At 39.7% G+C, this 14071-nt stretch carries 10 protein-coding genes and 1 tRNA gene; 8 read left to right on the forward strand and 3 right to left on the reverse strand.

Annotated features, from left to right (window positions below; genetic code table 11):
• Window positions 1–17 precede the first annotated feature (17 nt).
• The 5 genes from sufU to ACZ0NX_RS02690 all read left to right on the forward strand — a co-directional run bounded on the left by sufU (window position 18) and on the right by ACZ0NX_RS02690 (window position 3708).
• The gene (gene sufU / locus ACZ0NX_RS02670) at window positions 18–665 is read left to right on the forward strand and encodes a Fe-S cluster assembly sulfur transfer protein SufU (RefSeq protein WP_060787328.1); all 648 of its coding nucleotides are present in this window, start codon (window positions 18–20) and stop codon (window positions 663–665) included.
• A gap of 53 nt (window positions 666–718) precedes the next feature.
• On the forward strand, window positions 719–1186 hold the full coding sequence (locus tag ACZ0NX_RS02675; RefSeq protein WP_464405328.1) for a metal-sulfur cluster assembly factor: 468 nt from the start codon (window positions 719–721) through the stop codon (window positions 1184–1186).
• A gap of 13 nt (window positions 1187–1199) precedes the next feature.
• Complete coding sequence (locus ACZ0NX_RS02680; protein ID WP_464405330.1) at window positions 1200–1880, forward strand: HAD family hydrolase; 681 nt, start codon at window positions 1200–1202, stop codon at window positions 1878–1880.
• A gap of 276 nt (window positions 1881–2156) precedes the next feature.
• Window positions 2157–2777: a type IV toxin-antitoxin system AbiEi family antitoxin domain-containing protein gene (locus tag ACZ0NX_RS02685; protein ID WP_415689123.1), complete on the forward strand. Its 621-nt coding sequence runs from the start codon at window positions 2157–2159 to the stop codon at window positions 2775–2777.
• Window positions 2770–3708, forward strand: coding sequence for a nucleotidyl transferase AbiEii/AbiGii toxin family protein (locus tag ACZ0NX_RS02690; RefSeq protein ID WP_415689125.1), 939 nt, complete (start codon window positions 2770–2772; stop codon window positions 3706–3708). The genes ACZ0NX_RS02685 and ACZ0NX_RS02690 overlap by 8 nt, the downstream gene beginning before the upstream one ends.
• 87 nt (window positions 3709–3795) lie before the next feature.
• Here the strand turns inward: ACZ0NX_RS02690 and ACZ0NX_RS02695 are convergent, their stop codons facing one another.
• Window positions 3796–4443: a DUF4125 family protein gene (locus ACZ0NX_RS02695; RefSeq protein ID WP_464405332.1), complete on the reverse strand. Its 648-nt coding sequence runs from the start codon at window positions 4441–4443 to the stop codon at window positions 3796–3798.
• Window positions 4443–6488 carry a DUF4037 domain-containing protein gene (locus ACZ0NX_RS02700; RefSeq protein ID WP_464405334.1) on the reverse strand — a complete coding sequence of 682 codons (2046 nt, stop codon included), beginning with the start codon at window positions 6486–6488 and terminating at the stop codon, window positions 4443–4445. The genes ACZ0NX_RS02695 and ACZ0NX_RS02700 overlap by 1 nt, the downstream gene beginning before the upstream one ends.
• A 273-nt stretch (window positions 6489–6761) precedes the next feature.
• Between ACZ0NX_RS02700 and ACZ0NX_RS02705 the strand changes: the two genes are divergently transcribed.
• Window positions 6762–9125: a BspA family leucine-rich repeat surface protein gene (locus tag ACZ0NX_RS02705; protein ID WP_464405336.1), complete on the forward strand. Its 2364-nt coding sequence runs from the start codon at window positions 6762–6764 to the stop codon at window positions 9123–9125.
• 421 nt (window positions 9126–9546) lie between these two features.
• Window positions 9547–11883: a BspA family leucine-rich repeat surface protein gene (locus ACZ0NX_RS02710; RefSeq protein WP_464405338.1), complete on the forward strand. Its 2337-nt coding sequence runs from the start codon at window positions 9547–9549 to the stop codon at window positions 11881–11883.
• Between the two features lie 188 nt (window positions 11884–12071).
• Here ACZ0NX_RS02710 and ACZ0NX_RS02715 read toward each other — a convergent pair.
• Window positions 12072–12145, reverse strand: a tRNA-Pro gene (locus tag ACZ0NX_RS02715).
• A gap of 204 nt (window positions 12146–12349) precedes the next feature.
• On the opposite strand from ACZ0NX_RS02715, the gene lysS reads away from it, so the two are divergent.
• Window positions 12350–14026: a lysine--tRNA ligase gene (gene lysS / locus ACZ0NX_RS02720; RefSeq protein ID WP_464405340.1), complete on the forward strand. Its 1677-nt coding sequence runs from the start codon at window positions 12350–12352 to the stop codon at window positions 14024–14026.
• Window positions 14027–14071 lie beyond the last annotated feature (45 nt).

Consider the following 14071-nt stretch of genomic DNA (forward strand, 5'->3'; position numbering starts at 1 on the left):
TAAAGCAAGGAGTGCGTATGTTCGATATGAGTTTTGATGATGGTAGTGGCTTAGAAAGCATGTATCAAGAAGTGATTCTGGATGCTGCTAGAAATCCGCATGGAAAAACGCATTTTTTGAGCACAGAGAGTCTTTTAAAAGCAGAAATGCAGGAAGAGAAAGTTGCGGATGTTGCGGAAAAGTCGCAAGCAGCCGAAGAGTTAAAAAACGATTCTAATATAACAATTACAAATCATCACGAAAATTGTGCTGTAGAAGCTAATAAAGGCTACGCATTTGGCGAATCTCATCAATTTAACCCAACTTGTGGAGATGAGGTTACAATGCATGTGGAACTCGCTAAAAACGCTGATAATTCAAGCAATGCGCTTGTTAAAAGTATTAAGTGGGATGGCCACGGTTGCTCAATATCTCAAGCGAGTCTTTCGATTATGGTTGATTTGGTTGAGGGAAAAACTGTTGCGGATGCCTTGCGATTGGCCGCTCTTTTTCACAAGCTCATGGAATCTAGGGGAGCGGGGTTAAAAAGCGAGCAAGACGAGGATGATTTGGAAGATGCAATGGTTTTTCAAGGCGTTTCTAAATATCCAATGCGAATCAAGTGCGCGTTGCTTGCATGGGAAGGCTTAAAAGACGGTATTGCAAAGGCTATTGAGGCTTTATAAAATCGTATGTGGCTTTATAAAATCGCAGTGTAACACCAAAAATAAGGAACAAGATGGCAGAAAATCAAGCAGAATCAACTCTTAGCGCAAACAGTATTGGGCGCGTGAGCGAGGAAGATATTCAAGAGGCTTTGCACAATGTTGTGGACCCAGAGCTTGGTATTGATGTTGTTGATTTGGGCTTGGTTTATGGGATTGAGATTGATGAGCTTGGTCGCGCGATTCTTACAATGACGCTTACAACGCCTGCTTGCCCGCTTACGGATTTGATTGAAGACGAGTGTGCGAGTGCGCTGGTGGGGCTTGTAGATGAATTTAGAATTGATTGGACTTGGAAGCCGCGTTGGAGTGTTGAAAATATTACGGAAGATGGGCGCGCGCAGCTTGAGGCGCTTGGGTATAATTTGAACAATTTGCCTGCTAGCTTTGGCGCTGGTGTTTCTGGTGCTGGATATGGTACTGGTGCTCCTGGCGCTTCTGGAATGTCGTCCTATGCTGGCGGAATTTCTCCAACCGAATAATTTAGGATTTTTAATGATTTATGCAGAAGATTTTTCGCCTAATCGCAATGATTTTAAGAATAGTGATGATTGCAAGAATAGTGATGGCTGCTGCGATTTGTGTGCGCAAAAAATTGTTGAAAACGGCATAACGGATGTTGTTTTTGACTTGCATCTTCTTGTTGATTGGGATGCGCGGCGCACGTTGGAATCGGATTATCCAGATTATATTGGCGAAGTTCTGTTTAGCTACGAGCCAGAATGGGGTTTTGAGTTTCATGAGGCTTTGCGAGAGGCGGCATGGAGCAGCCAGCGCGCGCTGGAATCGTTTAGCGAGCATCACGGTCCTGCTGTAACTTGGCTTTATCGCCTGTATTTTAAGAATTTTTCACGCGGATTTTTAGGGGAGCGAGCGCGTTTTGCGTCTCTTGCTCGCGATTTGATTGCAAAAGGTGTGCGCGTTTGGGCGTTGGGAAATGCTTCGCAAGAGTGGATTGATTGCGCGCGAGCAACTTGCCCAATACTTGGCGATATAAACGGCGTTAGTGCATCTTGCGAATCGCATTTGCGCAAGCCGAATATTATGATTTATCGAGATTTTTTGCACAAAAATGGTTTGCGTGTATCTTCCACCGTTTTTGTTGAATCTGATTTGCGTAGCTTAAAAACTGCGCAAAGAATTGGCTGTGCATCTGCAAAATTATTCACACTGTAATAAAACTATTCACACTATAGTTGCCTCAACATTTGTAAATATTTATCAATAGTTATTTGAATTTGTCAATGTTTGTCAACAGTGTCAATACTTGACTTATAAACATTTGCTGATGTTTACGTTTTTCAGTCCTAAATAATCACCTATATGTAACTTTTTAGCTGTATTTACTTGCAATTGTGCTTTATTTATATAATAATAAAGCACAAAAGCAAGTTTTTTATAAGTGTTTGTTATCTATAAAATGATAATTTTTTAATAGGTTGGTATGCATCAGTGAAAGTAACAGCGAATCAAAAGAGAACGAATATTAGTTCGATTAAAGGAATAGTTAGGAAAAATAACGGTATTGTCACTGCAAAAGAAATTTCTTCTGCAGGAATTGACTCTTGGTATCTAACTAGCATGGTCAAAAATAATGATTTGGAAAGAGTTGCGCGCGGAGTTTATTTCGATAGCAATTCAAATAATTATGATGAACTTTATTTTTTCCAGCTTCGTAATAGAGCTTGCATATACTCTTACCAAACTGCCTTGTATTTGCATAATCTTACAGATCGCATGCCGTTTATAAACGAAGTTACGGTATGCCAAGGATACAACACGTGGCGCATAAAAAGTGATGTTGAAGTGCATCGAATTGAGAAAAAATGGTATAGAATTGGTATCACTCAAGTGCGTACGGTTATTGGTAATTATGTGATGGTTTATAATATGGAGCGCACTATCTGCGATTTGGTTAGAAATCGTAGGCGCCAGGATTCAGAGATATTTGGTAAGGCTTTGCGTGCGTATGTGAGAAATCCTAAGAAAGATGTACATAGATTGCGCGAATATGCCAAAAAATTTGGTATTCTTCGGCAAGTTGACGATATTTTGGAGATTCTCGATGAATAACAGTAGTAGTAAAAGTATTGCAATTAGAGATAGTGTTACTCAGCGTTTGCGTAACAAGTCGCAAGAACTTAGCTTAGATTACAACACTTTGTTAAGTAGATATTTCTTTGATGAGTTTTTGAAGTTGCTTGCAAAAAGTGTGTATAAAAATAATTTCGTCTTGAAAGGCGGAATGCTTCTGAGCTTTGTGCTTGGAATTGATAATAGATCAACCCAAGATATTGATTTTTTGGTTAATGGTTTAAAAATGGAGGATTCTTATTTATTTAATATTATTAAAAGTGTTACAGCTTATGATGAAAACCATGATGGTGTGTGGTTTGAAATCAACGATTCTATTGATTCTATTAGACCTGAAGATGAATATGGTGGATATCGTTTTCATATAATCGGTCATTTAGATAAAATTAGGTTTCCTTTTTCGGTTGATATAGCTACTGGAGATCCAATGTATCCAGAAGTTAAAGTGGGAAAATATTCTACTGTTCTTGGAGATGATATAGATTTGCAAATGTATCCACTTGAATCAGTATTGGCTGAAAAATTGCAAACCATTCTTTCTAAGGCGGAGAGTAATACAAGAAGCAAAGACTTTTACGATATTTACGCAATTATGAATTCGCTGAATGCGTCTAATAACGGGAATTGTGGAGTTGCTATTGCGTATTTAGCCGATTGTGAGTTTGTGAATCAAATTAATGAAAGTATTGATTTTAGTGTATTAAAAATTGCTATGTCACTTACTTGCAAGCATAGAAATACGTATTTTTCAAAAGTAAAAGCATGTGAAATACTTGAATGCATCTCATGCGATAGTGCTGTAATCGATAGATGGAATAGATATGCTAAGAAGCATCAGTACGCGAAAAGTGTAAATTTTGAAGATGTTATTTCCGCTATCTCAAAACTAATAAATCTTATGCTTGATTAGGTTTTTTAGCTTTGATTTTGTAACTTGCTTTTGTGCGCTATTTATTAAAATATAACGCACAAAAGCAAGTTTTTATAAGCAAGTTAACTAGTGTGCGTGTTCGGCGGATTCAAGTGAATCGTAGCCATACATGTACACAGTATTTTCAATAATCATTTGCGTAAGATTTAGATTTTTTGCCGTCAAATCTTCTATAAAAGCCTTATATTTAGCAAAAGTATCGTTAGAATACGTGCTTAATTCTCCTCGCAAATACGTTTCAAAAGACGTATTTTCTGCTGTATCTTCGCTTGTTTTTAGAACGCGCATTGCAAGACCTAAATTAGGATAGTGATTGCAAAAATCTTCAGCCCACTTAACTTGCGTTAAAATAACCTGCTCTTGCGCACTTTTTCTAGGCTCCAAAATCGGCTTAATATAAGGCTTAATCGTGCGTTCAAAAATTTCTGGGGCAGTAGACTCCATCATTCTTGCATATTTTTCTGTTATCAAATTACCGCCATCGCTATTTGCGCGCTCAAGATCTTTTTTATAAGACTCTTGCAAATCGCGCGGCCAAGTTAAAAATTGGCTCATTCGCATAATGTGGAATGTTGGCCAGTTTCCTTGACAGTTCGCGCGTCCGCCTTCGTTTTGCGTAAGCTGGAATTGCTGCCATTCTAGCTTTGTAATCTCTTCGGCAAGCTTTTGCGTTTTTGGACTTTGTGTTTTCGAATTTGATAATGAATTGCACATCATAAGCTCCTTAAGCACGCAGCGCGCGAATTAATATGTGCTTCAACATACGGGCGTTGCCATTCTAAAAACGTCTCGCTGCAATCGCTTAAGCCTTGATATTTAAGCTCTTGCACTACTTCGTTGCACACGTTTTGAATAATCGCGTTTATTTTAGATTCGGCTTCGCTGCCGCCTTTTGTGCCTTCGCCAAATCCGATTCCGCCAAAGCATGCTGCGGAGCTTAGTCGCATAAGCGATTCAAGCTGATTGCACACGCCAGAAAGTCTAGACGCCATTCGCGCGCTTAGCTTGCGCAAAGCTGCAAATTGCCATTTGTAATATGGCAAATATCCCGCACTTATTGGGTTATTTAGCAAAAATACGATTGAAGCTGTTGCATGTACAAACTCGTTTATAGAAAGCCATGCTGCAGCCCCGTCTTTTCGCGCAAGCATTCGTGGAACATTGTATTGACCTGCTTGAGCCATCATGCCCAGCCTTCTAGATATTAGCGAGATTCGCACATCGTCTGGCATGAGTTTAAAGCTTTGACGCGTTTTGCTAAATTCTCCAAGTGGGTCTGCAAAAATTTGGCCGTTCGTAGCTGCAGCAAGTGTTGGCTCGCTTAGCGAAAGCCATAAATGCGGCTCGTCTTGGCTTGGTGCGGCGGAAAATCCTGTTATGTTTTCAAAAAATTCGCTTATGCTAAATACTCCGACTCGCTTGCTGCTTTCACATGATTTAGCGCGCGGCGTTTCTTTTCTAGAGCCAAAACCAGCGAATTCTTGCGGAAGAGAATCGTAAGTTGCTTGCAAATCGTCGCCAATTTTCGCATAGTCTTCATCTGTAAGCCATAAGCAGAATCCTGGTCCAAAATCGTGGTCGCGTGAAATCTCGTCGTCAAATCCGTAGCATTCCGATCCGTGGCCCGCTAATCCTGCAGCTATGCGGTTTTTGTAGTCTTTAAATTTTGGTAATTCAAGCAGCGGCTTTCCGTAGGTTTGCCAATATTCTTTTGCAAGTTGCATGCCGTTTTTTATTTTTGGATTATTTTCTGCTTTTATATTTTTGTTTGATTGTGTAGTTTTATTTGACTCTGGCTGTGCTTGTGTGGTTGCTTGCGATTTTTCCGCAGCACACTGAATCGCATCCGTCACGCCGCCAGCCGTAAACTTTTCTGCTGCCTTCTGCGCTTGCCGCAAATTTTCCAGCGTAATCGCATAGGACTCGCTATCTTCCCCGTAGCATTGTGCAATCAAATCAAGTGCTTCTTTGTAGCTTTGTGCCGCGCTAGTGTAGTTTTCCATTGCGTATTGAACTTGCGCAAAACCTGCCAATGCCGAGGCGTAATGCGGCTGATTTTGGTTGCCGCCAGCTTTATAAATGTCTATGCTTTTTTGCGCATGGCTAAGAGCAAGATTTACTAGGGAAGAGTAGCTATTTTGCGTTTCTTGCGCCTCTTGTACATCCTGAGTTTCCCGTGCCTCTTGCAAAATCGCCAGCGCAATATTTGTGTGAGTTGCTGCTACGTCAATATCGGTAGAAGTGTTTAAACTCGTTTCTTCTAAGATTTCAAGCGCCTTTTTAAGCTGCTCAACAGCCTTTGCAGTGCTTCCAGTTTCGCTATAAAGCATTGAAAGATTGTTGTGAAGTGCTGCCAACTTGCGATTTTTAGGTCCCAGCGTTTTAGCCGCCTCTTCTAACGCCTGATTGTAAATGTTTTTTGCGCGTTCATAATCGCCAGCTGCGCGAAGGCTTGTAGCAGCGTTAATCAGCGTGGTTGTTCCTGCTTCACTGCCTGCTAAATCCATCTTTTTTGCCAAATCTAGCGCATTATCAATGATTGGCTTGTTTTTGTCGTGTTCTCCTCTAGACCTATAAAATCCCATCAACTCGTTTAACACAGATAGTTGCAATGCTTGAGCGTTTGATTCTTGCGATTCGCCATATGCGCAATTTGCTTCGTGCAGCGCATCCATCAAGTATTTTTCGATTTCTTGCGCATTTGTGTGAGCAGCAAACATATTGTCAAGCTCTTTATATAATTGAACAACGTCTAACATTTAAGCCACCCTGCTTCTTGCGATTAAATTCTGTTTTATTCACTACTTAATCATAGCGAATTATTTGTTTATAAGAGTGTTGCAACGTGCGCGATTCCTGTTTTATTTTTTAACGATTTGTAATAATTTACATTAACTATTTTTGTTTAAGGTTAGTTTTTTATAAAAAATAGTTGTTTTTTAGTGTATTTTACATTTTCTATTCCATTTTTTTTTTTAAGTGCTAGCGTTGATATTTTAGGGATGTCATTTTATTTTGCATAGGATTAGAAGATGAAGAATCAAAGTAGACTATATAAAAGCATTGCGATTTGTGCGTCTGTTATTGCTGCTCTGGCAATGCTGGTTCCGACTGTTTCTAGTGCTGTTGGCTCGTCTGCTTCTAGCGATTCCACTCATAATGCAGCTTCTGCTTCGACTCCTTCCACTTCGACTCCTTCCACTTCGACTCCTTCCACTTCGTCTTCTGGGTCTGCCGTAAGTTCTTCTGCTCAATCTAGATCATCAGATGCGGATCCGCAGCCATTAAATTGGACTACAGATTCTGATCGCAATCTTAAATGGGGATTAAGTGGAGCAAACAACTCAATTTTGCATTTGCAAGCAAATAATTCTAATGATTCAGTTGATGCAAGTAATCTTGAAAATTTGCTTGATGATGATAGATATAAAAGCGTTAAAAAGGTTGTTATAGGTGGAACTGACTTTAAAATAAATAATGCAGAGAATATGTTTTCTGATTTTTCTAGTCTTGAGTCTATAGAAGGCTTAAAAAAGATAAAGTTCATCAAAAAAGATGGAAAAGCTGTAAACATTTTTAAAATGTTTTATAATTGCGGTAATTTGCTCAGTTTAACTGGCCTTGAAAACTGGAATATGGAAAATGTTGAAGATGCTAGTTTAATGTTTGCTTATTGCAAAAAATTAGAATCAATTGATTTATCCAAATGGCAAAAAGTTAATATAAGCAATGCTAGTGGCATGTTTAAAATGTGCTCTAATTTAGAAAGTGCTAAGTTATTTGCTTCACAAAGTGGAAAGTTAACAAAAATAAACGATATGTTCAACATGAGTTGGAAGAGAGGTGAGTCCAAGCTTTCAAGTGTAGAAGGCTTAGAAAAATTTAATACCAAAAATGTGACAACTATGGAGAAAATGTTTTACTTTACTTCAAAGCTAAAAGAGATTAATGGTATAAAAGATTGGGATACCTCAAGAGTTGAAGATATGGCAGAAATGTTCCAAGGCAGTGGTGTTGAAGTCTTAGATTTGAGTAAATGGAAGTTCCCGAATAAAGATGTTCCTGAGCAGGGAACTAGTAGTATAGTGCATAATTCTATAGGCGCTATGTTTAATTCGGTAGGGCTTCGAGATTTATCTCTTCCTGCAAATAAAGCTGAGCAACCAAAAGTGTATTATTATCCTTATCCAAACATGGGTGGTAAAGGTCCGTATGATGTTTTAGATGAAAGAGGCAATCTTTCAAAAGCTTTTATATCTGGTCTTAATCATGGTATTTGGAGAATATTTGGTGGTAAAACAGGCAAAACTCCTGGTGAAAATCTTATTTCAAATAATGGAAAACAAAATGTTCTTCGCATAGTTCGAGATTATATTAAAGTCACCTTTAATACTACATATAGTAATGATTATATTGTTTGTTCTGTTGACGCATTGCAAGGTCTTGTGAAGTTTCAAGAAGGTTCACGTACAATGTATAGACGTAAGTCTTATGAATTGCATAAAGGTGATTATGAAGCTAAATTCTTGAATTGTCATCATGAATATAGGGATGATAATTTTGATAAAACAGATGCAGATAAACAAAGCGATACAAAAGATTTAAGTATAAAGAAGGAAGAATTAGCAAAGTATGCAGAAAGCATAGGCTTAAGTTATACTGCTAAGTTAATTCGTAATTCTAAGAGTAGTTCTCTTTCGGCATTAAAAAATCTTCTTAAAGAAGCAGAGTCTTCTAGGTCTGCTCCTATGACTTTTGATCAAATAAAAGCTGTTCTTGGAATTGATAAAAAAGATACTGTTGTTTGGGATATTAATAAGGTTGCTCCTTATAATTTTATTGTGCAAGATGACGAAACAGGTGTTTATAGTCCATCAGATAAGAGTAGTAGTAATTCTAAATTTGTCAGTCCAAAATTTGAACAGTTTATTCCAGACGATAGGGTTGTAAAAAATACGCATTTATACGCATGGGTTGATGCAATTTTTACTGCAACTATTAAGAACAATAAGAAGTCAGATAAGCCTAGACCATGCATTCCGCAGATTATAAATCCTGCTCCAAATCCTTCTCCAGCGCCTCTTCCAGAGCCAAAACAAGAATTGAAGCCTGATTCTACTCCAGATCTTGGCGGATTTAGTGGTTTCGGCGGAAAGCCTGCAATATCAAATAAAACACCAGGGCAAAGTAAGTGCATATGCCCTAATGCTCAAGAAAATAAGCTCAATAAGAGCGATGATTCCTCTAGCACTAATACGCTTGACGGCGTGCGTAGAGGGTATTTAATAACTACTGGAACTGCAGCAACATGTTGGATTATTTCTTCAATTGCGGCACTGTTTGCTGGATTCTTTGCGGGTCTTGCAATTGCAACTCGTAAATTTGCTGCCAGATAGTTAGTAATCACTAAATTGCAAAATTGGGGTTATAGTCCAAAAATAATAGATAAAATTATAGCCCCTCTATTCATTACGCTATGTAAGGAAACGCGCACCAGCGGGTGACTATTCGAGGGACTATCTAAAATTCTATCAAATTAAAATAACGTTAGCAGCATACTGTAGTGTGTGTTTTTGTAACTGCGTGTGTGCAAAGATGCGGATTAAATCGAAATTGAGATTGAATAATTTAAAAAGTACCGCAAATAATTTATGTTGAAATAGTTCTGCAAAAAATAATTTTTCCGAATAAGAGTAGCAATTAGTTACAAAAATATATGGATGTGAAGTATGTTTTCCTATTTCTCTTCCATTTTTTTTTTTAAGTGCTAGCGTTGATGTGTTTGGGATAGCATTTTATTTTGCATAGGATTAGAAGATGAAGAATAAGAGTGGGATTTATAAAATTGTGGCCATCTGTGCGTCTGCGATTGTGGCAGTAACAATGACGTTGCCAACAATTACAAGCGCAGTCGGATTGGTAGGCAACGCGCGTTCCGCTTCCGCGATTTCCGGTGCTGCTGCTCCCAAAGGTGCCAAAGGTGCCACTCGTTCGGCGAGTTCGGCTGGTTCGGCTTCGGGTGAGCGTTCAGCTGATAATTCTTATGGCATAGATGCAGATGATATAAAAATTGAAAAGGCTGGCAGCTGGATTGATCTGAAAGGCCGTAATTTAGAATACGATCCTACAAATAATTTCCAAGTTTTGCATTTGAAGCCTAAGAATTCAAAAGATGATGTAAATGGAAAATTGTTGATAGGCAATGATTCTAATACTGTAGAGTCAATTTATGATGGTTATAATAATAAAACCGCTTTAATTAATCAAATAAAAATTATTGTCATAGATGAAGACATGACATTATCTGCTGCATCGCAAATGTTTTATGGGTTTGAAGGTGTTCAGAAAATAATTGGTCTAGAGCATATAAAGTTCAGTAATAAACTTGAACGTGGTAATGCAGACTCAATGTTTTCTAAATGTGAGAATCTTAGAACTTTAGATGGTATTAATAACTGGGATATGACGAATGTAAAGAACGTGCATTCCATGTTTGAATATTGCAAAAAGCTAAAAAACATAGATTTATCTGGATGGCAGCATGCAGGTATTGAAGACACAATAAGTATGTTTAGAGAGTGTAGCTCTCTAGAAGAAGTAGAAATATTTCCATCTACAGAAGGTAAATTAAAGACCATTGAGGGGATGTTCTTTAACTGTAACAAACTTTCATCTATACCAGGAATTGAGGAATGGAACACTAGAAATATAAATGACATGTATTGTGCTTTTTATATGACAGCTTTAGAATCGCTAGATTTAAGTAAATGGTTTATTCCTACTGAAAATGTTCCTAAAAATCCTAACTATTATAGTTTGCCTGGTGAAGGTGAACCTGGGTATCGTGGTGTAGTATTTAACAATACTCTGCGTGATTTTACTTACGTAGGCAATTTCCTACCTTATAGAGCTAAAGGCGTATGGCGTAAATCGGGTGGAAAATCTGCTAAAAATCCAGGCGAAAATGTTGAATTAAATCCTAAAACAGAAGCTAATTATATGCGTATAGTGCGCGATTATATTGAGATTACGTTTAAGAATAATGCTGATAATACTTCTCTAACTTGTGTTGCTGACGTGCTACAGGGTAAAAATGTTAAGCATAATTTAAGTGATACAAAATTTACTAATTGCAAATATAAATATTCTCCAAGTGAAGATGCGAATTTGAATGCTTCCGAAAAGTTGGAGAAAGCTAGAGAAATGCTTGCGTCTTATGCAGAAAACTCGGGTCTGACTAATACTGCTAAACTTATTCGCGAATCTAAGAGTAATAAGATTGATGAATTGAAAAATCTTCTTAAAGGAGCGGATAATTCTCGTTCTAAACCAGTTATGAATTTGGATAGTATAAAGAAATCTCTTGGAATTGTTGAGGGAGATACTGTCACTTGGAATGTTGATGAGAGCAAATTAGGTGATTATATTAAAGAGGCTACTGTTGGTAGAAATAATATAGGAACTGGAGTCTACTACATAGTTGGGAATACTGCTCCAGGCAGAACAGAGGTAACTGTTAGCAATGGTAGTAATGTTTCTGATTCAGAAATTTCAAATCATGAGTTAGTCGCGTGGAAAGACGTAACTTTTACGGCTAATGTAACGCATAAGCAAAAGCCAAAGCCGCCTGTTCCAACGCCAGAGCCAGAACCAGAACCGCAGCCAACGCCAACTCCAACGCCAGAGCATGGTCCAGATGATTCGGATATTTTGCCAGACGTGACTACAAAGCCAGATTTGAATATTAACTCGAATCATGATTTTGTATATCCGTTTATTAAACAGCCTCAAAAATCGCCTCAATCAACTCAAGGTGCTGATGTACAAAATAACGTGCTACAGCGCGCAGAGGCGGAAAATAATTCTAATTTTGTAATAAAAAAGCAATTCAATAGCAATAGTGGAACTTGCAAATGCGAGTGCCCAACTTTGCCGAAAGATGCAAAATCGCATAAATCCAATAAATCGGTAAGAAAATCATCAAATAAAGCTGCGCCTTGTAAAAGCGGAAATAGCTATTCCTGGTTGGGAATTGGCGGCTTGATTATTTCGTGGCTGATTATGCTTCTTATTGGCTTTATTGTGGGATATAAGATGAGGAAGAAGCGCGATGATGAGCAAAGCGACGAAAATCAGAGTGCTATAAAAGATTAATCGCTATAAAATAAAACGCCATAAAGCAGCGCGCTGTAACGCGCTAGTGACATGACCTACATTTCCGCTTTTTGTACCATATTTAGGTCAAATCTGGTACAAAGTGCGGAGTTGTGTTCCGCTTTTTGTACCATATTTAGGTCAAATCTGGTACAAAGTGCGGAAGTTTTCTGCTTAAGTCACAAAAGTCGGGCTGGTGGGATTTGAACCCGCGGCCTCTTCGTCCCGAACGAAGCGCGCTACCAAACTGCGCTACAGCCCGATGTTAGACTTGCACAAAGCACTTGTGCAAAGTACTTGTACAAAATACTTGCGTAAAGTACCTGCGTACAAAGTTCTAACAACGTCCGTAATGTTACAGGTTGGCGCATACAAATATTGTATTGTGTTCGCTTAACTCTATGTAAATAACTGCTCTCTTAACTGCGTTCCATGCTGTATTCCCTAGTGGCTACAATTAGCGTCTATGAGTGACACGAATACTACAATGCTCGCCGCGCAAAACGCCGCAGCAGAAAATGAATCAACAGACAACGCCAATGAAATTGACACCGTTGAGCATGCCGAAATGCTGCTTGCTCAAGATGAGGCTATTGCAAAGCGTGTAAACGAAGGCGCAAGCCTGGATGAAGCAATTGATCCAAGCAATAAAGAGTTTGGTCCTCTTGCGCACCCAGAGCAGGTGCAAATGCGCGTTGCAAAGCGTGCGATGATGCTTAAGGAAGGCGTGCAGCCATACCCAGTGCATCTTAACGTTACAGATACTATCGAAAAAGTGCGTGCCGATTTTGATGGCAAGCTTCAAGCTGGCGAAGAAACCGATACCGAGGTTGGCATTGCTGGCCGCGTTCTTTTCTTGCGTAATGCTGGCGGCTTGTGCTTCGTTAAGCTTGCGGCAGGAGATGGCACCACGATTCAGGCAATGGTTTCCAAGAAGGAAATCGGCGAAGAATCCATTAAGAGCTTTAAGCAGATGGTAGATTTGGGCGACCATTTGTACGTGCGCGGTCGCGTGATTTCTTCTAAGACTGGCGAGCTTTCCGTATTCGCAACTGAGTGGGCAATTGCTGCCAAGGCTTTGCAGCCACTCCCAGCTTTGCACAAGGAATTAAGCGACGATACTCGTACGCGCAAGCCTTATATTGGCATGATTGCAGACGAGAAGATTCGCGATATGGTTCGTAGGCGTTCGCATGCTGTGGCTTCTCTTCGCCGCACTTTCGACAGCCACGACTTCTTGGAAGTCGAAACTCCAATGTTGCAAACGGTTCACGGCGGTGCTGCTGCTCGTCCGTTTACAACTCATATGAACGCTTTTGACATTGATCTTTATTTGCGAATTGCTCCAGAGCTTTTCCTTAAGCGCTGCTTGGTTGGTGGCATTGACCGCGTGTTTGAAATTAACCGAGATTTCCGTAACGAAGGCGTGGACGCAACTCACGCTCCAGAGTTTACAATGCTCGAGGCGTACCAGGCTTACGGTACTTACGATACGATTGGCGATCTTACTAAAGAGCTGATTCAAAAGGCTGCTGTAGACGCTTTTGGCTCCACTAAGGTGACTTTGCTTAACGGTGAAGAGTACGATTTTGGTGGCGAATGGAAGCAGATTACCATGTACGGATCGCTTAGCGAGGCTTTGGGTGAGGAAATTACGCCAGAGACTTCTGTTGAGCATTTGGGCGCAATCGCAGACAAGCTTGGCGTTGAGCGCGACGAAGTGGAAAATCACGGCAAGTTGGTTGAGCACTTGTGGGAGCACTTCTACGAAGATAAGCTTTACGAGCCAACCTTTGTGCGCGACTTCCCAGTGGAAACCAGCCCGCTTGTTAAGGGTCACCGCACAAAGCCAGGAATGGTTGAAAAGTGGGATTTGTACGTGCGCGGCTTTGAGCTTGCAACCGGCTACTCCGAGCTTAACGACCCAGTTGTGCAGCGTGAGCGCTTTGTTGCTCAAGCTAAGGACGCTTTGGCTGGAGACGTTGAGGCAATGGATATTGACGAGGACTTCATTGAGGCTCTCGGTGTTGGTATGCCTCCTGCTGGCGGCATGGGAATGGGTATTGACCGCTTGCTAATCGCCCTTACGGGCGCAACCATTCGCGAGACGATTACATTCCCACTCGTAAAGCCTCTTCGCTAATTGACGTAAAGTCAAATTTAATTCATGTAGTCGTACGAAACTAAT

The sequence above is a fragment of the Gardnerella rara genome (assembly GCF_055452355.1).

Excerpts from the sequence above, each read along its gene's own strand:
- ACZ0NX_RS02695 (WP_464405332.1), bottom strand. The coding sequence starts at position 4,443 with ATGTGCAATTCATTATCAAATTCGAAAACACAAAGTCCAAAAACGCAA.
- ACZ0NX_RS02680 (WP_464405330.1), top strand. The coding sequence starts at position 1,200 with ATGATTTATGCAGAAGATTTTTCGCCTAATCGCAATGATTTTAAGAAT.
- ACZ0NX_RS02710 (WP_464405338.1), top strand. The coding sequence starts at position 9,547 with ATGAAGAATAAGAGTGGGATTTATAAAATTGTGGCCATCTGTGCGTCT.
- ACZ0NX_RS02690 (WP_415689125.1), top strand. The coding sequence starts at position 2,770 with ATGAATAACAGTAGTAGTAAAAGTATTGCAATTAGAGATAGTGTTACT.
- ACZ0NX_RS02700 (WP_464405334.1), bottom strand. The coding sequence starts at position 6,488 with ATGTTAGACGTTGTTCAATTATATAAAGAGCTTGACAATATGTTTGCT.
- lysS (WP_464405340.1), top strand. The coding sequence starts at position 12,350 with ATGAGTGACACGAATACTACAATGCTCGCCGCGCAAAACGCCGCAGCA.
- ACZ0NX_RS02675 (WP_464405328.1), top strand. The coding sequence starts at position 719 with ATGGCAGAAAATCAAGCAGAATCAACTCTTAGCGCAAACAGTATTGGG.
- ACZ0NX_RS02705 (WP_464405336.1), top strand. The coding sequence starts at position 6,762 with ATGAAGAATCAAAGTAGACTATATAAAAGCATTGCGATTTGTGCGTCT.
- sufU (WP_060787328.1), top strand. The coding sequence starts at position 18 with ATGTTCGATATGAGTTTTGATGATGGTAGTGGCTTAGAAAGCATGTAT.